General features: G+C 47.9%; 18 protein-coding genes. 12 read left to right on the top strand and 6 right to left on the bottom strand.

Features of this window, described 5'->3' with window-relative positions; genetic code table 11:
• Positions 1 to 73: 73 nt before the first annotated feature.
• From ACOQPU_RS07425 to ACOQPU_RS07435, 3 genes are all read left to right on the top strand, one after another.
• Positions 74 to 1,621: a nicotinate phosphoribosyltransferase gene (locus ACOQPU_RS07425; protein ID WP_420644488.1), complete on the top strand. Its 1,548-nt coding sequence runs from the start codon at positions 74 to 76 to the stop codon at positions 1,619 to 1,621.
• A 144-nt stretch (positions 1,622 to 1,765) separates the two neighbouring features.
• Entirely contained in the window at positions 1,766 to 1,957 is a 192-nt protein-coding gene (locus ACOQPU_RS07430) for a hypothetical protein (protein WP_420644489.1), read from the top strand.
• Positions 1,958 to 2,071: 114 nt separating this feature from the next.
• On the top strand, positions 2,072 to 3,280 hold the full coding sequence (locus tag ACOQPU_RS07435; RefSeq protein ID WP_420644490.1) for a hypothetical protein: 1,209 nt from the start codon (positions 2,072 to 2,074) through the stop codon (positions 3,278 to 3,280).
• Here ACOQPU_RS07435 and ACOQPU_RS07440 read toward each other — a convergent pair.
• A complete protein-coding gene (locus tag ACOQPU_RS07440; protein WP_420644491.1) occupies positions 3,227 to 5,938 on the bottom strand; it encodes an NB-ARC domain-containing protein in 2,712 nt (903 codons plus the stop codon). The genes ACOQPU_RS07435 and ACOQPU_RS07440 overlap by 54 nt on opposite strands.
• Before the next feature lie 114 nt (positions 5,939 to 6,052).
• On the opposite strand from ACOQPU_RS07440, the gene ACOQPU_RS07445 reads away from it, so the two are divergent.
• The 6 genes from ACOQPU_RS07445 (at position 6,053) to ACOQPU_RS07470 (ending at position 13,306) form a co-directional block, all read left to right on the top strand.
• Entirely contained in the window at positions 6,053 to 6,613 is a 561-nt protein-coding gene (locus ACOQPU_RS07445; protein WP_420644492.1) for a hypothetical protein, read from the top strand.
• An 8-nt stretch (positions 6,614 to 6,621) separates the two neighbouring features.
• Positions 6,622 to 8,904 carry a peptidase domain-containing ABC transporter gene (locus tag ACOQPU_RS07450; RefSeq protein ID WP_420644493.1) on the top strand — a complete coding sequence of 761 codons (2,283 nt, stop codon included), beginning with the start codon at positions 6,622 to 6,624 and terminating at the stop codon, positions 8,902 to 8,904.
• A gap of 82 nt (positions 8,905 to 8,986) precedes the next feature.
• Positions 8,987 to 9,244, top strand: a complete 258-nt coding sequence (locus tag ACOQPU_RS07455) for a mersacidin/lichenicidin family type 2 lantibiotic (RefSeq protein WP_420644494.1) — start codon at positions 8,987 to 8,989, stop codon at positions 9,242 to 9,244.
• 98 nt (positions 9,245 to 9,342) lie between these two features.
• On the top strand, positions 9,343 to 9,525 hold the full coding sequence (locus tag ACOQPU_RS07460) for a mersacidin/lichenicidin family type 2 lantibiotic (protein ID WP_420644495.1): 183 nt from the start codon (positions 9,343 to 9,345) through the stop codon (positions 9,523 to 9,525).
• A gap of 61 nt (positions 9,526 to 9,586) precedes the next feature.
• Complete coding sequence (locus ACOQPU_RS07465) at positions 9,587 to 9,835, top strand: mersacidin/lichenicidin family type 2 lantibiotic (RefSeq protein ID WP_420644496.1); 249 nt, start codon at positions 9,587 to 9,589, stop codon at positions 9,833 to 9,835.
• Positions 9,836 to 10,021: 186 nt separating this feature from the next.
• A complete protein-coding gene (locus tag ACOQPU_RS07470) occupies positions 10,022 to 13,306 on the top strand; it encodes a type 2 lanthipeptide synthetase LanM family protein (RefSeq protein ID WP_420644497.1) in 3,285 nt (1,094 codons plus the stop codon).
• On the opposite strand, the gene ACOQPU_RS07475 is transcribed toward ACOQPU_RS07470, so the two are convergent.
• The 4 genes from ACOQPU_RS07475 to ACOQPU_RS07490 form a co-directional block, all read right to left on the bottom strand.
• Entirely contained in the window at positions 13,219 to 14,688 is a 1,470-nt protein-coding gene (locus ACOQPU_RS07475) for an SAM-dependent methyltransferase (RefSeq protein WP_420644498.1), read from the bottom strand. The genes ACOQPU_RS07470 and ACOQPU_RS07475 overlap by 88 nt on opposite strands.
• Before the next feature lie 136 nt (positions 14,689 to 14,824).
• The gene (locus tag ACOQPU_RS07480; protein WP_420644499.1) at positions 14,825 to 16,798 is read right to left on the bottom strand and encodes an acetoacetate--CoA ligase; all 1,974 of its coding nucleotides are present in this window, start codon (positions 16,796 to 16,798) and stop codon (positions 14,825 to 14,827) included.
• Between the two features lie 81 nt (positions 16,799 to 16,879).
• Positions 16,880 to 17,218: a TIGR04076 family protein gene (locus ACOQPU_RS07485; protein WP_420644500.1), complete on the bottom strand. Its 339-nt coding sequence runs from the start codon at positions 17,216 to 17,218 to the stop codon at positions 16,880 to 16,882.
• Positions 17,215 to 18,204 (bottom strand): LLM class flavin-dependent oxidoreductase, encoded by a 990-nt coding sequence (locus ACOQPU_RS07490; protein ID WP_420644501.1) that lies wholly within the window; start codon positions 18,202 to 18,204, stop codon positions 17,215 to 17,217. Before ACOQPU_RS07490 ends, ACOQPU_RS07485 begins: the two co-directional genes overlap by 4 nt.
• Positions 18,205 to 18,289: 85 nt before the next feature.
• Here ACOQPU_RS07490 and ACOQPU_RS07495 point away from each other — a divergent pair, with 85 nt between their 5' ends.
• Both ACOQPU_RS07495 and ACOQPU_RS07500 read left to right on the top strand, forming a co-directional pair.
• A complete protein-coding gene (locus ACOQPU_RS07495; protein WP_420644502.1) occupies positions 18,290 to 19,072 on the top strand; it encodes a 2-oxo-hepta-3-ene-1,7-dioate hydratase in 783 nt (260 codons plus the stop codon).
• A 69-nt stretch (positions 19,073 to 19,141) separates the two neighbouring features.
• Positions 19,142 to 19,813 carry a nitroreductase family protein gene (locus tag ACOQPU_RS07500; RefSeq protein ID WP_420644503.1) on the top strand — a complete coding sequence of 224 codons (672 nt, stop codon included), beginning with the start codon at positions 19,142 to 19,144 and terminating at the stop codon, positions 19,811 to 19,813.
• A gap of 46 nt (positions 19,814 to 19,859) precedes the next feature.
• On the opposite strand, the gene ACOQPU_RS07505 is transcribed toward ACOQPU_RS07500, so the two are convergent.
• Entirely contained in the window at positions 19,860 to 20,585 is a 726-nt protein-coding gene (locus ACOQPU_RS07505) for a GntR family transcriptional regulator (protein WP_420644504.1), read from the bottom strand.
• A gap of 275 nt (positions 20,586 to 20,860) precedes the next feature.
• Between ACOQPU_RS07505 and ACOQPU_RS07510 the strand changes: the two genes are divergently transcribed.
• The gene (locus tag ACOQPU_RS07510) at positions 20,861 to 22,063 is read left to right on the top strand and encodes a YgeY family selenium metabolism-linked hydrolase (protein ID WP_420644505.1); all 1,203 of its coding nucleotides are present in this window, start codon (positions 20,861 to 20,863) and stop codon (positions 22,061 to 22,063) included.
• The last annotated feature ends 31 nt before the right edge of the window (positions 22,064 to 22,094 follow it).

Here is a 22,094-nt window from a genome sequence, read left to right on the forward strand (position 1 = left end):
GTTTTTCTACGGCGAAGATGGCAGTTACGAAACCTACCGCATTGTCGTGTAAACAATTTGCTATAATGCCCACATGAAATCCAAAGACAAACCACTTGCTGAAGGCATCTTGTTCACCGATATGTATCAACTCACCATGGCTCATCTATATTTTCGGATGGGCTTACATGAAAAAACGGTGCAGTTTGACCATTTCTTCCGTAGTTACCCTGATTATGGCGCACACAAGGCAGGGTATTGTATCAACGCTGGCCTGGAATGGCTGATTGATTGGATGCAAGAAGTACGATTTGGCGACAGGGAAATTGAGTTTCTGCGTCAGCAAACCGGGCAAACTGGCAAGCGGCTCTTTGGCGACGACTTTTTGGCATGGTTGCGCCAGCATGGTCATTTTGGCAGACTCACCGTACGCGCTATCCCAGAAGGCCGTGTTGTACACCCCAATGTGCCATTAACCACTGTGCAAGGTCCCCTGGCGATGGCACAAATCTTAGAAACCCCTCTACTCAACATGCTCAACTACCCTACCCTCATCGCTACCCGCGCCGCCCGTATTAGCCATGCCGGGCGCGGCCAGCTCATGTTGGAATTTGGCATGCGGCGTGGCCAAGAGCGCGGGGTCAATGCTGGTGCCAGAGCCGCCCTGATTGGCGGGGCCGATTTTAGCTCCAACACCGGCATCTCCGGTGTGTTGGGGTATGAGCCAAAAGGCACCCACGCCCACAGCCTGGTGCAGCTATTTATGGCTCTTGGCGAAGGCGAACTCGCTGCCTTCCGTGCTTACGCCGATGTTTACCCGGATGATTGCCTGCTTCTCGTTGATACGATCAACACATTGGAAAGTGGACTGCCCAATGCGCTCACTGTTTTTGATGAATTGCGTCAAAAAGGACATCAGCCTATTGGCATTCGTCTGGATTCTGGCGACTTGGCCTATTTGGCGGTGCAGTCTGCCAAAATATTGAACGCTGCTGGCTATCCCAACGTTAACATTGTGCTATCTAACCAGCTAGATGAACTGGCTATCTTGCAAATTTTGGCCCAAATACGGGATGAATCAGCACGCTCTGGCATTGACGCCCGAGACGTGATGAAGCGTCTGGTTTATGGCGTCGGCACCAGTCTCATTACCTCCGCTGGGGATGGTGCGCTGGATGGTGTTTACAAGCTGGTCGCCGTTCAGGAGCAAGATGGGTGGCTACCGGCCATCAAAATCTCAGAAAATCCGGTAAAAACGCCCAACCCAGGGCATAAGAACGTTTGGCGCGTGTATGATGAGCGGGGGCTGGCCACGGCCGATTTGCTAACGCTGGATGACGAGGAGCCAACAGAGATGAACCCATTGCTGTTACAGCATCCTGTAGATGCACGTATCAATCGAGCTTTGGTAGATACGGCCGTTTCACACATCGAACCATTGCTCACCACCGTTTGGGATGAGGGCAAACTGGTATACGGGTTGCCAACATTAGCGCAAATTCGTCAACAGCGTCGTGCCGACATTGACCGACTGGATTCTGGCGTGCGTCGTCTTATCAATCCACACATTTACCACGTGTCGCTTTCCCCTAAGCTGTGGCAGCTCAAGCAAACTTTGATTGCAAACTTCAAGAAAAAGTAATCTTTTTCCTCATCGGCGACATTACTAATCCCCACAATAACCAGAAGAAAATAAGATTGATCCAAATTGGGGTTAGTTTCTATCGCAACAACCTGATAAATTTGTATCAATACTGGCGTTTTGATTATAAGGAGCAAAAAGATTATGAATCCTGTGCATAAATCCTCGTTGGAAAATAAGCCTTGTGAGACAAAATCAGGCCTTTTACAACTGAAGGAAGATCTTTCTTTTCTTGACCTTGATAATTTACAGGTAGAACTACTTGAAGAACGCCTCAACCTATCTGGTGCTGGTTGTGTTATCGATACAAATGGAAATCCTGTTTATAAATTTTAATCAAAGATTGGGTCAAATTCCCCGCAGCTTGTTGCTGCGAGAAAAACTCTGATTCCCGCTCTCGATACCCCCGCCTGCTTGCAGCGGGGCAGTTCATTGACCGGAGCTGTTTCCATGCACAAAGAGCAGAAATTCTTAAATTCTTTTCCCTTGGCATCATCTGAAAATGTCCAGCAGTATGCGCTAAAAACCCCAAACGGCACATACATAAAGGTTTCTACCAGTGCTCATACCCTACTTCAGGCAGCAGACAGCGGTTTAACCTTTGCTGAAATCGCGACAATTATGTCCAAACAGCAAGGTAAACATATTGCTGTTCGGGACGTTGCCGTTGCTTATGAGAATTTGGTAAGGGAGATTGCATCCCCAACAAATTCATCTCCAACACGGTTAACAGGCTTTTGGTTTACATGGACAATATTGTCCGAGTTACTTGTGAACAAGATAGGCCAACGGTTAACTAAGGCTTTCTCCCTAGTGGGTGCTATCCTTCTGCTGATATTTACTACAAGTGCTCTTTCTTATTTCCTTTTGCAACCAGGGGCATGGCGTTTCACACCCTCTCTAACTTCATTTGCTTTGTTATTGCTAGCTTTTTTCTTTCATGAGGTTGGCCACGCAACCGCACTGCTATCTTTTGGGGGAAATCCGGGAGGTATTGGATTTGCAGCCTATTGGATTGTACCGGTTTTCTTTAGCGATGTTACGGCGGGTTGGCAACTTCCCCGCCTAGAGCGTATTGTCGTTGCGTTAGGTGGTATCTATTTTCATATGATAATTTGTGCTGCTTATGCGATGCTCTACTTAATAACAAAATGGGAACCGCTACATGCAGCCGTGGTAGCGATTTTGGTGAGTTCGTTATTTACTTTGCTCCCTGTGTTTAAGATGGATGGTTATTGGATTACCTCTGACTTGCTAGGGGTTACAAATTTGGATCGGCAGCGAGTGACTGTCTTGCGTTATTTTTGGCGAAAGCTGAACGGCCGTTCAGCAAAAGCGCTGCCTTGGCCCATGCCTATTACTATTGCCGTTTTGGCATATACATTTCTAAGTGTAATTACAGCCTCTTATTTTCTCATACAAGGGATTACATTACGTTGGCCTCACCTCATCGCCTACCCATCACTCATTCTTGATCTGCTACAACGCTTAACCACAAAAGTAGACACACTTTCATTCGCGTTCCTGGAGCAGCTAATCATGGAAACCTACATCGTACTGGCTATTATTTTTGCTTTGTTCTGGTTCGTACGCACCGGGTCCCACCTATTTAAGCGTTGGTGGTTTATGCAGCAAAGACCAAATGTATCGCGGCTCTAGCAGCCAACTCTGAACAGTTCTTTGGTAAATGTGATCTATTTTTGAAAAAGTTGCCAAACTTTGTTGTCCGTGTGCTAGCATGGCAGCTCTGTCGCCAGAGGCAAAGGCAAGTTGTGCCAGACCGAGCTGGGCAATGCCAACCTGCGCTTCAAAACTGTATTGTTTTGCCACATCTAATGCCATGCGCCAATCTGCACTTGCAGCAGAAAAATCCTCTTGAAGAAAAGATAAACTCCCCCTGCTTAGTAGCACCTGGCAGCGATACCACGGATCGGGGACACGCTTCCCAAGGGTGTGTGCTTGGTCAATGTAGGATTTTGCAGCCGATAACTCTTTTTGCGTGGCGGCTAAAATTGACCTGTGCCTTAACACTTCAATGAGCAAATCTGCATCACCTACTGATTTTGCTAAATCATGAGCTTGAGTGAGATACGTCTTTGCTTGATTGTGATTCCCTAGTCGCAATGAGTATTCCCCAAGAGCTGTTACGAGCATTGCTAAAACTCTTGGGTTATTTAACTCTTTGGCAATTGTTTCCCCCGCGATTAACGCTTTCCCTGCGTGTTGATAAGCACCTGTATGTGCCAAAAGTAGCTGGGCTTGCCGTTGGCTCAAAATTGCTTGTAGCAGGCGAAAGCCAATCGCATCAGCTAACTGCCCGCTTTCATCATAATATTGTGTTGTGTACTTGTAATCTCCAGCCCGAAACGCTAAGAATCCTAAATTCATCAATATGAGTGCGCTTGTTGGTCTATCCTCAAGTTGCCGAGCTAATATCAATCCTTCCTCATATAGCTGCTTAGCCCGTTTGAAATCTGCCTTATCATTAATAGCCAATGCGCCTAAGCCATTTAGCAAGGTGCATTGCAGCCGAATCAGATGGTGTTCTTTGGCCAAAGCTAAACCATCAGCCCAAAATTGTTCTGCTTGTTTATAATCACCTTGTTGGTGGTATGCCATGCCTAAATACCTGTAGGCATCCCCAATTAACGCTGGTTCTTCAGAAAGATGCGCCAGATGAAGGCTCCTTTTGTGGGAATCTATCCCCTTCGTCACGTTTCCCCAGCGAATTTCAAGCTGCCCCAGATGATTGTTTAGTCTAACAAGGTTTGGCAAATCACTTATATTTTCGGCCACCTGGCAAGCACGATTAAGGTGGAAGGCAGCAATATCATACAAGCCACGAATCGTTAAAAAGTGTGAGATGTTATGAACACCCTCAACATATAAAGAGAGAAGATTATGTTCTAACGCTTGTGTCAAGACTCCTAATAGATTAAGGAATTCAGTGTCAATTATTTCGTAATTATTTTTGTGCGTTTTGAGGAAGCTAATAAAATATTGGATTGATTGTTTGTAAATGAGTGGATCTTTTTGTTGTAACCTGGCGTAATCTTTTAGCAGAGGATGCAAATGAAAGCGGTCTTTTTTACCGTGTTGTAGCAAGGAAAGACTGCATAGCTGTACGGCATTTTTGTGAGCTTCTTCCAAGGTGGTAGTGGTAACGGCCGTTATTGCTTCCAGTCCAAAATCATCCCCTTCAAAAACACCAAGAGCTGCAAAAAAAGTTTGTAAATGAGCTGGAAGTGCCTGATAACCAATCTCAAATGTTGCATGAATCGACTGATCTTCATCAGCAACGGCATCTAATCGTTTTTTTGTTTCCATTAGCTGCTGCAAAATTCGCGCAGTTGTCCAACCTGGTTCATATGCCAAGCGACCAGCAATAATAGCAGTGGCCAGAGGCAAATGGCCTAGTGAATCTGCAATTGCAACAAACGTCTTCTTTTCCGCATGTACAGCCTCTTTGCCAACAATATGAGAGAACAAAGTGACAGCTTCTTCACGTTTTGTTGAAAATGGTCGGATATGGAAATGAGACGCTCCCCGGGCAACCCGTAAATTGCGTTTGCGGGTAGTAATTAGCACGGCACACTTGCCTGTTGGGGGCAACAATCGTCGCACTTGTTCACTACGCTCCACATTGTCTAAAACTATCAACGCGCGTTTGCCAGCCAATAGGTTGCGCACAGCTTGGCTGCGCGTCGCTTCATCACTATATTGATTAACCGACACGCCGTACGCATCAGCAAACAAGCCCAAGTTAGCCATGACGGATGAAGTATCTACTCGTGCCCAAAGAATTCCATCTGAAAAATGATGGCGGCAATCGTATGCCAGCCGCGCTGCCAATGTGGTCTTGCCTACCCCACCCATACCATAAAGCATATAGAGTGTTGTGTGATGCTCTTGCAGTAATCGGGCACGTAGAGTGGCTAATTCCTCTTCTCGTCCAACGAAATATGGTATGTCTGGAATAACCTGAAACGGCGCATTGACCTGCTGTTTCTGCATCCTTGCCAGCCAGGGTTGTAGCAACTTTTTTTCCAGATCATTTTGTGTTAGATGCCGAAGTTCAAAAATGGGGGGATGGTTTGCAGATGTAAGTAATTGATCGACTTGGTTAATCTCAAGCCGCATGGCTGCAGCCACTTGAATCAAGTCTCGCCAGCTACGCGGCTTCTTTACCACGCCGCGCAGCCAATTACGAATGGTACCACGCGGTATGTCTGACCTCTCGGCTAGTTGACGCTCACTCCACCCTACTGCAGCCATATATTGACGTAACAAACTAGCTAAAGAGTCGGTTGTTTCCATATATTGATCCAAATTGATCCTCCAACAGGATGCTTATGATCCAATCAGAGGGCAGATTCCATTCAACTTTTGTTTTATCTTGATCATTATCTGCTGAGTAAGAGGGTAACAAATATGGACAAATGGGAAAACGGAAAACGATCAATTTTTCGAGCTGAAGCGGTGCGACATTATTTGCATAGCCAGCAAGAAGAAATCTTCCCCAGGTTTGGATCCCCGTACGCTTTTCCATACTTATGGATTTTGATCTGCCTGCTCATCGTTAGCCTATGCTTTACATGGTTAGTACAAATCCCGGTACTCATTTCTGGGCAAGCAGTGGTTATTGAATCACCAGCTAGCCCCCTTGCAAACAACCTTGCGTTAGCCATATTTTTGCCACCTCAATATCAAAATCAACTGCAAGAAGGGCAAATTGTTTATGTGCAGTCTGGATTGAAAGGTGAGCCAATCCTGCAAACGATTATAGCAATTTCACCAGATGTTGTCAGTCCGCTAGCGGCCTCAACTGTTTATGGGGTTGAGCCAGGAGCCGTCAATGAGCCAATAACTGTAGTTTTGGCTGATTTTAATTTAGCGGAATTGACGTCTATCCCGACGGCAACTTATATCGGTAGCCAGTTTTCTGTTCAGGTAGAAATTGGTTCGCGACGGCTTATTTCATTATTTCCTTAGGAAGAGAAATGCATAGTTCAACGCAAGCACCATCATTCAAAAAAATGAATAGGCAGTTAAGTAAGTGGCTGTTCAATATTTTGGGGTGGATCAATGACCTGTTGTCGTTTTACAAGCAGGGTAGGGTACCTGTTTTATTACAGTTAAGCTCAGCCGAGTGTGGAGCTGCCTGCTTAGCAATGGTGTTGAGTTTTTACGGCCGTAAAACTCGTGTGGCTGAAATTCGGGAGCAGTGCAGTGTAGGCCGTGATGGACTCACAGCACAGATCATTGCCCGTGTGGGCCGTCAACACGGTCTGCGGGTAAAAGCATACTCCCTAGAGCCGGATAGTTTGCAGCATATTGCCCTGCCAGCCATTGCGCATTGGGGATTCAACCATTTTGTGATAGTTGAAAAATGGTCATCCGAATTCATTGATATTGTAGACCCGGGTTCAGGCCGTCACCGTCTGACCATAACCGAATTTTCGACCAAATCTACTGGCGTTATATTAACACTTGAACCTGGCATACATTTTGAACGACGTACTGAAGTATTAGCTGCCCCCTGGAAACGATACAGCAAATATTTGCTTTCCTCCCCAGGCATTCTTCGTCTCATTTCCCAAGTGTTGGGTGCCTCTTTATTGTTACAGTTACTCGGCCTAATCATCCCTGTCATAACAAAATTATTAATCGACGATATTTTACCTTTTAAGATGGATGATCTCATGGCTTATTTGGGCGTGGGAATCTTTATTTTGCTGTTGGCACAATTTACAGCCAGCTATTTAAGAACCTCCATGCTCATATATTTACAAGCTAAATTGGATTCACAATTAATGATGGGCTTTTTTGAGCATATTCTCTCCTTGCCCTTCCATTTTTTCCAGCAGCGCTCAACCGGCGATCTGCTGATGCGCCTAAATAGTAACGCAACAATCCGCGAGATTTTAACAAACCAGACGATTTCACTGCTTCTCGATAGCTCCTTCATCTTAATTTATTTGGTTATCATTCTATTCCAATCTTCCCAGTTTGGTATCTTCGTTCTGATGATCGGCATCCTACAAATTGGAATGCTCTTAGCCACTCACAGGCCGGTACAGCAACTTGTGCAGCAGCAGTTGGCCGAGCAGTCAAAAGAACAAGGTTATTTGGTTGAGGCACTTTCTGGTATTGAAACGCTAAAGGCGGCAGGTGCCGAAAGCATTGCTTTTGATAAATGGTCTAATCTCTTTTTTAAGCAACTCAATGCAACTGTCAAGCAAAATTATGTAACGGCCGTTATCGAAATCATCATGACCAATATCCGCACCTTTTCACCTTTGCTACTCCTCTGGATGGGGGCAAGGTATGTTTTGGCGGGCGAGATGAGTTTGGGAACAATGCTCGCCCTCAACACCTTGGCCGTTGCTTTCTTAGTGCCATTAGGCTCACTTGTTTCATCTGGCCGCCAATTGCAATTGGTAACTGCCCATTTAGACCGTGTTGCCGATGTGCTTGATGCCAAGCCCGAACAAGACTTGACGCAAGTGCAAATCGCCCCAACTTTGCAAGGGCAAATTTCAATCGAAAATGTCAGTTTTCGTTATGATGAGAATGCCCCATACATTTTACAAGATCTTTCAGCCACTATTTTGCCTGGACAAAAAGTTGCCATAGTCGGCCTTACCGGCTCTGGTAAAAGCACCCTAGCAAAATTGTTGGTAGGGCTATACACACCCTCATCTGGTGCAATTCTCTACGATGGCCAATCTCATGACCAGCTCAACTTCGGATCGCTTCGCCAACAGTTTGGTGTTGTTTTGCAAGAACCCTTTCTGTTCAACACCTCAATCCGCCAAAACATTGCCTTCGGCAACCCCGAATTGACCTTAGAGGAAACAATGCAAGCTGCAAAATTAGCCGCCATTCATGACGACATTCTCCAAATGCCAATGCAATACGAAACGATGGTTTCTGAAGGTGGAAACGCGCTCTCAGGTGGCCAGCGCCAACGCCTGTCGTTGGCACGCGCCCTAGCTAGCAAACCCACCATCCTGGTCCTGGATGAGGCCACCAGCCATCTGGATGTGACCACTGAAAATCTGGTTGAAACACATCTCAATGCTCTGGCTTGTACGCGGGTTGTCGTTGCTCACCGTCTTAGCACTATTCGTAATGCCGACCTTATCATGGTGTTGCACGAAGGACAAATCGTGGAGCGTGGGAGGCATCACGCTCTCATCGCACGCAGTGGACATTATGCAGCCCTTATTTCAGATCAGATGGAACAGGAAGAAAAAGTAATGGCAAACTCACCGCTATGACAACATAGGATATCCAGCTCAAGCATATTTGGCTGCCAAATAATTGAAAATTTCACGCATATCAAAATTAAAGGAGATCAGTATGTCACAAATAGATGTTATTCGGGCCTGGAAAGATGAGGCCTATCGTCACAGTTTGACTAAGAACGAATTGATGAATTTACCACCGAATCCAGCAGGGATTCTGGAGCTGAATGATGTTGACTTGAAATCTGTCGCAGGTGCCACTGTTAATCCTAGTCAATGTGGCTGGACGGCCGTTTGTGTGAGCTTCGTCGGCTGCAATAGTATCGGCTGTGGTGGTGGCGGTGGCGGTAGTGCCAAGTGCAATGTTATGTGACCTTTAACCCTATTGTTAACTTCTATGGGTTTGCCAATCTGACCGCGGCAGATTGATACCAAATATTTTAGTGTAACTTTCAAAACAAGGAGAAAGTCATGAAAAAAGCAGATATTGTTCGCGCTTGGAAAGATGAAGTTTATCGTCACAGCCTTTCCAAAGAAGAATTAGGGCAGCTACCACAACATCCCGCAGGTTTGGTTGAGATAACTGAATCAGAGATGGAGATGGTTGCTGGTGGCGGTACAGTCGCAAAATCAGCTTGCGTTTGCGTAATGTAATATCCGTATAGCTGCGTTTTTTTTCGTAAAACGATCATACAAATACAACAAGGAGATAAAAATGAAAAATATTGACCCTATTCGCGCTTGGAAAGATGAAGCATATCGTGAGAGTCTCACCCCGGAAGAACTGGCCAAATTGCCAGATAACCCAGCTGGATTGATTGAACTATCGGATATGGATCTGGGTTATGCAGTTGGTGGTGCAAGTGCAGATCAGGGGCAGCAATGTGAATGCTCTGTTGTCTCACCATATTGCTGGACAAATACCTGTACATCTCAACCAGGACCTTGGGGCTGCGCTGGTTAATCAGTTTTAATGATTTTGGGGGTTGGATTTTGTTCAGCCCTCAAAATCATCTGCCCGCTGGACTTTGAGGCTGTGCTGGGTAAATATATCTGAACGTTATGCGGGTTGGGCGAAGGTTCAACTTTCATATTTAACTTGTCTAATTTGCAAGCGCGAAGAGATATGCAAGTTAGATGGGCATACTAAATGGGAGAACGCGTTGTGCATAATAAACTGTTCGTAAATGACCCTAATTGGTATCGTGCTTTTACATTAAAGGAACGTTTGGCCGCATTACCGTCAACAAACGAAGTGTTGTCCAAGGGTGCATCTGTAGACGAAAATGTAGAGCGAAAAATAAAACAATGGGCTTCGCAAGAACCATTTAACAAAAACGGCTATTTTAAGCAGCGTTTGGCAAATGATGGGATAGAGGAGTCAACGTTACGATATTTGCTGAATGAGCCAATGGAAGTAATGCAAGAACGCTTAGAATTTCCAGATTGGTTAAGTGATATTTTTGATGCTTACGAAAATCCTTATCCGCCTGTTTTTTTGCCAGAGCAACCCGAAAGCCCTCATTTACAGCAGGTAGGCGGGTTCTCGAATCTGGTTATGCCGCTTATTAATCGGGCCGGTGCCCGATTGCGTGATGGCATAGAACAGTTATTACATACATTTCCCCTGGCACCATTTGAGCTGGAAACGGCCGTTTCTATCTTCTTGAAGCCTCTGCCCCAGCTATTAATATCAATATTGCATCGGACACTCATTCTGGAATTGAACGTCGCTCGATTAGAAGATAAATTGCATGGAAGCAATGCCGAGGAGCGGTATCAAGACTTTTTGTCGCAATTGCTTGAGCCAAAGTTTGCTCTAAAACTTTTACAAGAATACCCAATTATTGCCAGACAAACGACTATTATTCTTAATAACTGGGTGACATTTAACTTTGAATTTTTGAATCATCTGTGTACAGATTGGTCAACCATTTGCAATGAATTTTCCCTCGACCAGAAACCAGGCAACTTAGTTAATGTCAAAGGAAATGCTGGCGATCGGCACAGAAACGGCCGTTCCGTACTAATTACTGAGTTTAGTTCAGGTTTTCGCCTTGTTTACAAACCAAGATCCTTAGCAATTGAAAAACAGTTTCAACATTTATTATCTTGGCTCAATAGTCACAATGCGATCTCATTCCAAACAATCAATATAATTGACCGAGGCAGCTATGGCTGGGGTGAGTATATTAATAATAAACCCTGTCAAACTCCTCAAGAAGTCACGCGATTTTATGAAAGACAAGGTGGTTATTTAGCACTCCTCTACGCCTTAGAAGCAACTGATTTCCATTATGAAAATTTGATCGCTTCTGGTGAACATCCCGTTCTTGTTGACCTGGAATCTCTTTTTCATCCGCGTGTTGCGGACAGCCTGCGTCGCCAGCAATCCGATCTGTTTTCTGGCAACATGATGGCCTATTCGGTCTTAAGAATCGGCCTGTTACCGCAGAGGCTTTGGGTTGATGAGGAGTCAGACGGAGTGGAAATCAGCGGGTTAAGTGCCACGCCCGGCCAACTCTCGCCAACGCCTATTGTGCAATGGAAGAATACAGGCACAGACGAAATGCATATTGTCCGCGAACGCATGCCACTATCCGGTAGCCAAAATAGGCCAACTTTAAATGGGGATGAGATCAACGTCCTGGATCACGTCGATGCGATAACGGATGGTTTCTGCCAGATTTACAGCATACTTCTTTCTCACCAAGAAAAACTATCAAATCCGAATGGTTTATTAGCATCTTTTTTGCAGCATCAGATACGCGTGATATTACGTCCGACCCGCACATATGCTGTTCTTTTACAAGAAAGCTATCATCCTGATCTATTGCGCAACGCACTTGATCGTGAGCGCTTCTTTGACAAATTGTGGGTTGGTATTGAAGAAGATAACAACTATCTAATGCCAAAAGTAATTCCTCATGAACGTCAGGATTTATTAAACGGGGATATTCCTCTTTTTACATCGCGACCCAATTCGCGCCATTTGTGGAGTAGTTCTGGTGAATGTATTCCTGACTTCTTTGATGAATCGGCCTGGGCTTTTGTACAAGATCGCTTACAACAGCTAAGTAATGCCGATTTAGAGAATCAACTATGGTTTATTCGTGCTTCGTTGGCGACCCTAACTTCAGCGGTAGAGCAGCCAAAACTACAAGCGTACCTGCCTTCTCAGCCAAAACAAGCTGCCGAATGCGAATTACTTTTCTCTGCTGCTGAAAAAGTTGGGCGGCGTTTAGAATCACTTGCCTTAAAGAGCCAAGACAAAGCCCATTGGGTTGGCTTAACCCCAATCACCCAGAATCATAATGCCGTTGTCTCGTTAGGTAGTGATCTATACAGTGGGCTGCCAGGCATCATTTTGTTTTTGGCCCATCTGGGTAACTTAACTGATGAACCACGGTACACACGTCTAGCCAAGGCCGGTTTCAACTCTTGGCAAGAGCAAATAGATCAGAACCGATCAAGCCTAACCCCGGTAGGTGCTTACAATGGTTGGGGCGGTATGATCTATACATTGGCAAATCTTAGCAATCTTTGGCAAGCTCCCTCATTGCTCGAAGAGGCAGTAGATATCGTTCAACTGCTCCCCCCGCTCATCGAAAAAGATACTACATTTGATGTCGTTGGTGGAGCCGCTGGATGTATCGTCTCTCTTGCGACCTTATATAAACTGCTGCCCGATGCCAAAATAGTAGATGTACTTACACAATGCGGTGAACATTTACTAAAAACTGCACAGCCTATGCAGCCAGGACTTGGCTGGTTATCAAAGAAGATGACTAGCAGGCAGCCTCTCACGGGCATGTCTCATGGCGGTGCAGGTATTGCCTGGGCTCTGTTTGAATTAGCGAACCTGACCGGAGAGAATCGCTTTTATGAAGCTGCAATAGAGGCCATCCGGTATGAACGGAGTCTCTATTCGCCTGAAGCACAAAATTGGTTCGATTTACGCGAAAATAGCATACCATCAGCAGGAACTTCTGGAGAGTCTCATAAATGCACTGTGGCATGGTGTCATGGAGCTCCTGGGATTGGCTTAGCACGCTTGCTGTCGTTGCCGTATTTTGAGGATCAAGAAGTGCTGGCAGAAATTCAAACAGCTCTGCATACAACAAGAGCTCAAGGGTTTGGCATGAGTCACTGCCTATGTCACGGTGATCTTGGTAACCTGGAACTCTTTTTACTAGCTAAAGACGTAATAGGGGATTCTAATTGGGATGAGTTTATTGCGCATCTGGTACCAGCAATTTTAGACAGCTTTGAGGATCATGGTTGGTTGTGTGGAAACCCCCTTTGGGTGGAAGAACCGGGATTGATGACAGGGTTAGCCGGGATTGGTTACCAACTCTTGCGCTTGGCTAAACCGGAAATGGTGCCCTCAGTGTTGGCTTTGGAAGCACCAAACCAATTTGAAAGCGATTCGTAACCCATCAAATCAAGTAGGTGACAGATTTTTTGGTACGTGCTGTCTTCTTGATGTAGCGGAAGGTAACATTGCCACACGGTGTGCAAGGCATCGGCTACGTCTGGGTACCAAGCGGGATCGGCCGTTTCTAGTTGTTGCTTCAAATGAGGCTGCATATCGGTAAATACGGCCGTATCCCACCCCGACAACCGCAAAAATGCAAGTAGCTCCGGCAAACTCATGCTGCTGTAAACCTTCTCAACCACACCCTTTAGCGCGTAAAAATCATCCGGGCTGCCGCCCTCACCCACTGCTTGGGCAAAAGCAAGCTGTGTTTCCTGCGCTTGCTGTGGCAGCTGCCCCAACCCATAGGCCAGCAGTTGGATGTTGTCTTGATAATGAGGAGCTTGGCACACCAGTCCACCGCTACGCGAAATGTATTCGCTAAGGGCGTGGTAATTGACCATGAGTGAAAAGCTGCCGTGCAGGTTGGGCAGCGGATCGGGCTGGTTGAGGAGCGCATCTATCTGGCTGTACCCCCGGTCGCTGGTGAGCAAGAGCAAGCGGCCGTTACCAAACCGCTGCCAATACTGCACACAATCCAGCCCTACGTTAGGAAACGAGAATTTGCAGTCTGGCAGCGTTGCTTCGTAATCATCTAAAATTTGGTTGTAAACATGCTGATCGTAAACCGATTTCTCTAGAGGAATCGGTTCATAATGCAGTTCCAGACGATCCCAGAGAGAAGCGTCAACCAAATCCGGCTCTGGCTGGCGGCTGGTGAGCGTGAGTAAATTTTGGCACAGCAGCCCATCTTCGATAACAAAGCTGTCTTGCGGAACGCTGTCGAAAAAGTAGTTAGCGATGAGAATAAGGGGATTTGAAACCGCTTCTGGGGTGAGGGTTTGATTGCTGATTTGCAGGTGAAACGGCCGTTCCATCGCCATCACGTCAAACAAAGCCACGTCTAACAAACCTGCATCAAAATATTGTTGGAAACGGCCGTGTCCGCGCCAAAATTCCAGAATCTCAGGCACGAAATCCGTCATGATGTAGCGGATAGGCTGGCTGGCAAAAGAGGATTGATGGTATTTGGGCAAAAATATTTGCAAAAAATGATAGGCTAACCGCCCGGAACCCGCCCCCAACTCTACAATGTTTATGGGTTGCGAAGCATCGAGAGCAAAGTCACTCTGCTGGGCTGCTGCGAAGCAATCCCGCAGGTAGCCAAATAGAATCTGGCTGTAGGCTCGGGCCATGACGGGATTGCTACTGATGTCGCTAGGCACCACGTCATCTTGCCAGGCTTTCATCCCTGTATTTAGAAAATACGCTTGCTGAATCTGCCAGAGCAATGAGCGAGATAGCGGCTTGTCGGCATCGATAATGACTCGTTTACTCATCAAAAAATCTGCTCTCATATGTCATTTCGGCCAGAGGGAGAAATCCCAACTACTTTCAAAGACGATCAGCCTTAAAGTTGAGCAGGATTTCTCGCCAAAAAAGCGGTTCGAAATGACATCTGGTGTTTGAGTTGTTTTAAGCAGCCAGCTTACTTGCCAGTTCTATGAAATAGTTGATTGATTCCGGGTTGCGCATGGCACCGAGGTTGGCCGCTTTTTCTACTGGATGTCCCAACAAAATGCGCCGCACAGGAATTTCCAACTTCTTGCCGCTGAGCGTGTACGGCAGCTCCTGCACTTGGTAAATGGCATCTGGCACGTGTCGCGGCGACAGTTCACGCCGCAAGGTTTGATTAATTTGTCCACGCAGCTCGTCATCTAACATTTTGCCCTCAGCCAAAATAACGAAGAGCGGCATGAAGGAATCGCGCTCCAGCAGTTCCAAATCAACAACCAGGCTGTCCAACACGCCGTCAATCGCTTCTACGCAGGCATAAATTTCACTCGTCCCCATGCGGATGCCTTTGCGATTGATGGTGGCATCGGAACGGCCGTAAATCACACAGCCGCCTCGCTCATTAAACTGTATCCAATCCCCATGCCGCCACACGCCGGGGAACATCTCAAAGTAGCTGGCACGGTATCGTGCGCCATCCGCGTCATTCCAAAACCGAATCGGCATCGAGGGTGTCGGCGCAGCGATGATTAGTTCACCCACCTCCCCCACAACCGGCTCGCCGCGGTTGTTCCATGCCTGCACCTTCACTCCCAGCCAGGCCGCCTGAATTTCCCCGGCATAGACCGGTTTTAAGCAGCAGCCACCCACAAATCCATTACACAAATCGGTGCCGCCACTGAGCGATTCCAAAGCGAAATTATCGTGTACATTTTGGTACAGCCATTCAAATGCTGACACAGGCAATGGTGCCCCGGTCGAGCCAATGCCACGCAATTGGCTAAGATCGTGCTGCTGGTTGGGCTGAATCCCCACGTTCATGCAAGCGGCGACAAAGGCAGGGGAGAGGCCAAAATAGGTCATGCCGCTGCGCTCGGCCAAATCCCACAGCCTGCCGAGTGTTGGGTAAGAGGGGCTACCGTTGTATAGAATGATGGTGCTGCCGCTCAGCAATGCACCAAGCTGGTAGTTCCACATCATCCAGCCTGTGCTGGTGTACCAAAAGAAGCGGTCGCCGGGATGTAAATCGTTGTGAAAGATGGTGGCCTTTTTGTGCTCAAGTAGGTTGCCACCGTGTCCATGCACAATTGGCTTGGGCAAGCCCGTTGTGCCAGATGAATACAATATCCACAATGGATGATTAAATGGCAGCTGCGCAAAGGTTAGTTCTGGTGTCTCATCCGCCTCTGCCAAAATGTCTGGCCATGAGAGGGTGTTGGGTAACGGAGCATTATCTAACAACGGAATTGCGATACTGTTTTCTAGCGTGGGCAAGTTTGCTTGCAGTTGGGTCACAATGTCCCGGCGGTCAAACGGCCGTCCGTTATAACGGTAACCATCTACGGTGATGAGTAATTTCGGTTCGATTTGGGCAAAGCGATCCAGCACGGCTTTGCTGCCAAAATCAGGCGAAGCACTGGACCAAATCGCCCCCAGGCTGGCCGTTGCCAAACAAGCGATTATTGCTTCTGGAATATTGGGTAAATAGGCCACGACGCGATCCCCTTGCCCGATGCCAATTTGCTTTAGATGTTGTTGCAGAACGGCCGTTTGCCGATAAACCTCGGCCCAGCTCCATTCAACCAGCGGGCCATCTTCATCCTCGTACAAAAACGCTGGACGCGAATCGGTCATTTGGGCAAAGATGTTCTCGGCATAATTGAGCCGTGCTTCCGGGAACCAAACCGCACCGGGCATTTGGGCATTGGCCAGAGCCACCTCACCCCGCTGAGACGCTTTCACCTCGCAAAACGTCCAAACCGCTTGCCAAAACGCGCCCAACTCCGTCACCGACCATTGCCATAGCGCATCGTAGCTGTCGAAATTCAGATTTTTCTCAGCCGCCAGCCAGCGCATGAAGCGGGTTAGGTTTGCGTTTTCCACAACTTCGGCTGATGGCTGCCACAGCAAATCGCCTTGTTGCAATTTTGTCATATGATTTTCCAAAATTTTAGCCACAGAGCCGCACAGAGAATTATGAGACTTCTCTCTTTCCTCTGTATCCTCTGTGGCAAATTAAATCTCATCCCAGGGGATAGGGCTGACGTCGTCGTGGCGCAGGGTGCGGGTTTGGCCGCGTTTAATCTGCATAATGAGGCGGCAAGCTGGGTCTGGGCAAACAACGCGGGCGTCCGTTTCCATCCAGTCGGCTGGATGATTTTGCCGCTGCTTGGCGGGCAGCAGTGGTATCGCCGCCTGGAGCGCATAGAGACAAAAATCGGCACCATCTGGCAATGAGAGCTTGCCACTGCGCAGGAAAAAGCGATCCCCCACGGCCATGTTGCAGGTGCAGTTCCCCTCAATCGCTTCCACTTCAATGGTGAGATCGTACAGTTGAAATTCGTCAGATTTCATGTCAACGCTTTCCGAACGATGGGCAGCACTTTTTTCCCCAGCAGGCACAGCCCATCATGGCTTGTTATACCATGTGGCGTGCCAAATTCCACGCGATTGGCACCTGCCGCCAATAGTTCCAGCGTCTGTTGGCCGATTTCCGACGGTGTGCCCGCAAGGGCGAACTTTTTCAATAATTCATCGGAGATAAGCGAAACGGCCGTTTCCCATTCATGCTGGTTGACGGCCGTTTCTAACCGCCCAACCAGCTCTAAGTCTAATGCCAGCGTAGGGTCCAGTCGAGCTACAATGGGCAAGTAGAGGGCTACTTCCCGCCGCGCCAAAGTCAGTGCCTCTGCCCGATCCTCCGATACCACCGAGACTGCGCCCACAACGATATCTGGCGCGGAACCCTCGATGGCCAACTGCTGCCGCAGCCAGCGCACCGCGCCGGGGTTAGCCGTACCGCCCAGCTTAATCTCATCCACCAACGGCCGACAGACGGCGATAGTTTTTTGCCCCCAACTGCCCAGCAAGAAGGGAATATTCGGGTTAACGGCCGTCCAGCGAAACGCCTCCCCACCAGCCAGCGGAAAATAATCGCCCGGCAGCGGTTCTGTACGTTTTTGCAGCAGATGGCGCACACAGGCCATCGCTTCCCGCAGCTGCTGCGGGGCGTTTTGTGGCTGCAAGCCAACAAAATCTAGCCAGGCTCCTCGCGCAAAACCCAAGTAGGAACGGCCGTTGCTCATTTCATCAATGAGGGCGATGTTGGCAGCAATGTTGATGGGATGGCAGGTGAAGGGATTGACCGCCGCGGGCCCAACGCGGACCCGGCTGGTGGCGCGGGCAATTTCCAGCAAGGGCAGCCAGGCCGGTTGGTAGAGAAGATCATTGTAGACGGTGATGCCATCAAAGCTGTAATTTTCGGCAATCTGGGCCAAACGGCCGTATGCGTTCAGTGGCTTGTCAGTTTGAAAGGCGATTGAAATTGTGGGCGCAGACATACCTGTATTTTGCTAATTTCTGTGCAAATCGCAAAAAGTCGCATACCCTTGCTGTGCAAATTGAGCATTAGTAAAGGAAGGCAACATGCTGACAGAAAAAGAGAGGAGCCAAGTAGTTGAAGCGTTACTAGAGGCAAACGAAACCAAGGTGCAAACCATACGGCCGTCTGCCCTGTTCCCCCATATTGAATTTGAGGATTCCTACGCAATTTCCGCCGAAGTGGCGCAACGCACCATAGCTGATGGGGCCAAGCTCATCGGTTACAAGGTGGGGTTAACCTCAATCGCTATGCGACGTTCCTCTAAAATTGATGAGCCGGACTTTGGCTTTTTGTATGATCATTTTCTCATTGAAGACGGTGCAAAAGTGCCACATGCCAATTATTGTGTGCCTCGGGTGGAGCTAGAGCTGGCCTTTATTTTGGGTGCGCCGCTCAGGGGGCCGGGCGTCACCATGCTCGATGTGCTGCGGGCTACAGAATTTGTGGTGCCTTCCATTGAAATTATTGATACCCGAGTGGACGAACCGCGGAAAATTTACGACACCATTGCCGATAATGGGGCTGGGGCGGGGATTGTGTTGGGCGGACGGCCGTTTCACCCCCGCGATCTTAATTTGCATATGGTGCCAGGCATTCTGTATCGCAATACTGAAATCGAAGAAACAGGATTGTCCTGTGGCGTTATGGGGCATCCGGCCAACGGGGTGGCCTGGCTGGCCAACAAGTTAGCCACCCTGGGATATTCTCTCGAGCCAGGGCAAATGCTCTTGGCTGGTTCGTTTGTGCGCCCCGTCTGGGCCAATGTTGGCGACACCATTCGGGCTGACTTTGGCGATTTAGGTTCACTTGCCGTTCAATTCGTCTAATATGTGTGGTAACGGCCGTACATTGCGCACCATCATCAACCCTTGTGAAAAGCAAATAGGAGAAAAAGCATGAAATCAATCCCCTCTGTCCCCCTGGCAATGCAAACATACCCGCTTCCAGAAATGCAAGCTCGCGCCCAACAATTTTTCAACCTCATGCAGCAGCGGCACAGCACGCGCGACTTTGCCGACAAGCCCGTTCCCCTGGATGTCATCATGAAATGCCTGGAAACTGCCGGTCGCGCTCCCAGTGGGGCCAACCAGCAGCCGTGGCATTTTGTCGTGGTTACTGATCCTGACATCAAGCACAAAATTCGCCTGGCGGCCGAAGAAGAAGAACGCGCTTTTTATGCAGGGCGCGCCTCAGAAGAGTGGCTGGAAGCACTGGCTCCATTGGGTACGGATGCTGATAAATCGTTCATTGACAAAGCGGGATGCCTCGTTGTCATTTTCGCCCAATCATACGGATTGGCTGATGATGGTTCGCGCATCAAACATTATTATGTGCAAGAATCTGTGGGCATAGCCACTGGCTTTTTGATTGCAGCTTTGCACAATGCTGGTCTGGCTTGTCTAACCCACACGCCCAGCCCCATGGGCTTCTTGGGCGAAATCTTGCAGCGTCCCAAAAACGAACGCGCTTACATTAACCTGGTGGTCGGCTACCCAGCCGAAGATGCCCAGGTTCCCACCCATGCTTTAGAGAAAAAGAAGACAAACGAATTTGTGACTATTCTATAGAAAGCTGAGTAATAGTGGCTACGCGAAATTATCACCAAGTGGCTGACTACATCCAACTTTGCAAAAACCGCAATTTCACTAGCGCATCATCATAGGTGCTGTAACCCCAAACAATAGGCTGATCATCTGCATTGTAAAATGTGGTAGAAAACCGCAAGAGTTGCGTCCCCAGGGCGCATTTTAATAAACGGATAGTATTTTCATCATTTGCCACCGTTGGACTTATTTCGTAAATGGCGTAAGCAATTGTCTGTTGGCAATAATTTTGCAAAAAGGTGTGTAACGGCAAACGGCCGTCCAAGCCATCACCCTCCCCTGTAAACAAACTCTGTGGGATGATGTTGGTTGCTAATATAAACGGCCGTTCATCCGCCAAAAACAGCCGCACTAGCACCAACACCGGCTCCCCTGCTGCCAAATTTAAGCGAGCGGCTTCTGCCGCTGTGGCTGGCCGTTGCAACATGGAGATGGGTTGGATGGTCGGTTTATAGCCAGATTCTGCAATGAGACGGCCGTAATCTAGCACACCACCCAGCGTATTCACTTCCCCCACCCGCTGGTTCACATATGTACCAGCACCCTGCCGCCGAATGATTAACCCCTCGTTTGCCAGCCGCGTCAGCACCGTACGAACAGTGGCCCGGCTTACGCCAAACTCAGCCGAAAGCGTCAACTCTGTCGGCAATTTGTCGCCAGGTTTATAGGCTCTGTGCCGAATACGCTGCCGCAGCTTCAGCTCTACTTGCTCAATATTTAGCTTGGGTCGCTCCATCTCTTTCGCCATACAAAACTGGTGATAATCATCGCAACGCCAGCATGACATTTGTCATGCTAGCACAAGGCACTTTTAGCATAATTTTGCCCAAATACGGCACCTTTTTCTTGTCCCACAAAGAAGAATGTGATAAAAAGTACAAAATTTGTCAGACCAATTGGCATATTATTTGCACTCCTAGCCTAATACTGCACAAACTTTAAAATATTGGCAAACAATTTACACCATTTGCCAGACTCCCAATTAGAAAACTTGAGTCAAAGAGGACACATATGAAAGAAATAATCAACACCCTCAACCAGCGTGTAGCCAACGCTGAAGGGGATATTTTGCGTTTCTTCCGCGAAATCGTTGCTATTCCCAGCATGGACAGCGATATTGAAGAAGTAGGCAAACGCATCGGCGAAGAAATGCGCAAGCTCAACTACGATGAAGTGTACGTAGATAAATACGGCTCCATCGTTGGCAAAATTGGCAACGGTCCCAAAATACTGCTCTACGATACACACATAGACACCGTTGGCATTGGCGATCCAGACCAATGGGAATGGGATCCATTTGAAGGCAAAGTTGAAGATGGCATGCTGTACGCACGTGGTGCCCTGGATGAGAAAAACAGCACCCCAGGCATGGTTTACGGGCTGGCAATGGCCCGTGACCTCAGCTTGCTAGAAGGGTTCACCTGCTACATTCTCGGCAATATTGAAGAATGGTGCGATGGCGTAGGCTGCGCCGCCTTCCACGATTGGGAGGGTGTCCATCCTGATTTTGTTGTCATCGGGGAACCTACCAATATGAAAGTGTATCGTGGTCACAAAGGGCGCATTGAGATGGAAATCACCTGCAAAGGCAAAAGTGCCCACGCCGCCAGCAACTACATGGGTGACAATGCCGTTTACAAAATGCTGCCCATCATCCAGGCGATTTCTGAAATGGAAAAAGATTTTGAGCCACACGAATTTCTTGGCCAGGGGCGGGTCACAGTCACCCGCATTTCCAGCGTTAGCCCTAGCACCAACGCCGTCCCCGACGAGTGCACCATCTTCATTGACCGCCGCGTTACCTTTGGCGAAACCAAAGAGTATTGGCGCAACGCCCTGGAAGCAATTATCCCCGAATCACGCAAAGATGATTTTGAAATTCGCAAACTGATTTACACAGAACCCAGCCACACGGGAGCCGTGTACGAATATGAGCAATATTTCCCCGCCTGGGCATTAGAGGAGAATCATCCCTTTGTGCAGGCTAGTGTAAAAACATTGCAAGCCCTGTGGTCAACCGGTGACCCATTTGGCCAAGGCAAGTGGGATTTCTCAACCAACGGAAATTACTGGACAGGCAAATTAGGCATTCCCAGCATTGGTTTTGGGCCTGGCAACGAAATTTATGCCCATGCCGTCAACGAGCATGTGCCCTTAAAAGATGTCGTTGAAGCAACAAAATTTTATGCGCTGCTACCAGCGATGATAAAGTAACTGAAATAACCTTTCATTTGGAGGACAAAAG

Source organism: Candidatus Leptofilum sp., assembly GCF_965223285.1.
Classification (GTDB): domain Bacteria; phylum Chloroflexota; class Anaerolineae; order Promineifilales; family Promineifilaceae; genus Leptofilum.

What these genes read in the sequence shown, in the direction of transcription:
- ACOQPU_RS07425 (WP_420644488.1), top strand. Translation starts at nt 74, where the DNA reads ATGAAATCCAAAGACAAACCACTTGCTGAAGGCATCTTGTTCACCGAT.
- ACOQPU_RS07430 (WP_420644489.1), top strand. Translation starts at nt 1,766, where the DNA reads ATGAATCCTGTGCATAAATCCTCGTTGGAAAATAAGCCTTGTGAGACA.
- ACOQPU_RS07435 (WP_420644490.1), top strand. Translation starts at nt 2,072, where the DNA reads ATGCACAAAGAGCAGAAATTCTTAAATTCTTTTCCCTTGGCATCATCT.
- ACOQPU_RS07440 (WP_420644491.1), bottom strand. Translation starts at nt 5,938, where the DNA reads ATGGAAACAACCGACTCTTTAGCTAGTTTGTTACGTCAATATATGGCT.
- ACOQPU_RS07445 (WP_420644492.1), top strand. Translation starts at nt 6,053, where the DNA reads ATGGACAAATGGGAAAACGGAAAACGATCAATTTTTCGAGCTGAAGCG.
- ACOQPU_RS07450 (WP_420644493.1), top strand. Translation starts at nt 6,622, where the DNA reads ATGCATAGTTCAACGCAAGCACCATCATTCAAAAAAATGAATAGGCAG.
- ACOQPU_RS07455 (WP_420644494.1), top strand. Translation starts at nt 8,987, where the DNA reads ATGTCACAAATAGATGTTATTCGGGCCTGGAAAGATGAGGCCTATCGT.
- ACOQPU_RS07460 (WP_420644495.1), top strand. Translation starts at nt 9,343, where the DNA reads ATGAAAAAAGCAGATATTGTTCGCGCTTGGAAAGATGAAGTTTATCGT.
- ACOQPU_RS07465 (WP_420644496.1), top strand. Translation starts at nt 9,587, where the DNA reads ATGAAAAATATTGACCCTATTCGCGCTTGGAAAGATGAAGCATATCGT.
- ACOQPU_RS07470 (WP_420644497.1), top strand. Translation starts at nt 10,022, where the DNA reads ATGGGAGAACGCGTTGTGCATAATAAACTGTTCGTAAATGACCCTAAT.
- ACOQPU_RS07475 (WP_420644498.1), bottom strand. Translation starts at nt 14,688, where the DNA reads ATGAGTAAACGAGTCATTATCGATGCCGACAAGCCGCTATCTCGCTCA.
- ACOQPU_RS07480 (WP_420644499.1), bottom strand. Translation starts at nt 16,798, where the DNA reads ATGACAAAATTGCAACAAGGCGATTTGCTGTGGCAGCCATCAGCCGAA.
- ACOQPU_RS07485 (WP_420644500.1), bottom strand. Translation starts at nt 17,218, where the DNA reads ATGAAATCTGACGAATTTCAACTGTACGATCTCACCATTGAAGTGGAA.
- ACOQPU_RS07490 (WP_420644501.1), bottom strand. Translation starts at nt 18,204, where the DNA reads ATGTCTGCGCCCACAATTTCAATCGCCTTTCAAACTGACAAGCCACTG.
- ACOQPU_RS07495 (WP_420644502.1), top strand. Translation starts at nt 18,290, where the DNA reads ATGCTGACAGAAAAAGAGAGGAGCCAAGTAGTTGAAGCGTTACTAGAG.
- ACOQPU_RS07500 (WP_420644503.1), top strand. Translation starts at nt 19,142, where the DNA reads ATGAAATCAATCCCCTCTGTCCCCCTGGCAATGCAAACATACCCGCTT.
- ACOQPU_RS07505 (WP_420644504.1), bottom strand. Translation starts at nt 20,585, where the DNA reads ATGGAGCGACCCAAGCTAAATATTGAGCAAGTAGAGCTGAAGCTGCGG.
- ACOQPU_RS07510 (WP_420644505.1), top strand. Translation starts at nt 20,861, where the DNA reads ATGAAAGAAATAATCAACACCCTCAACCAGCGTGTAGCCAACGCTGAA.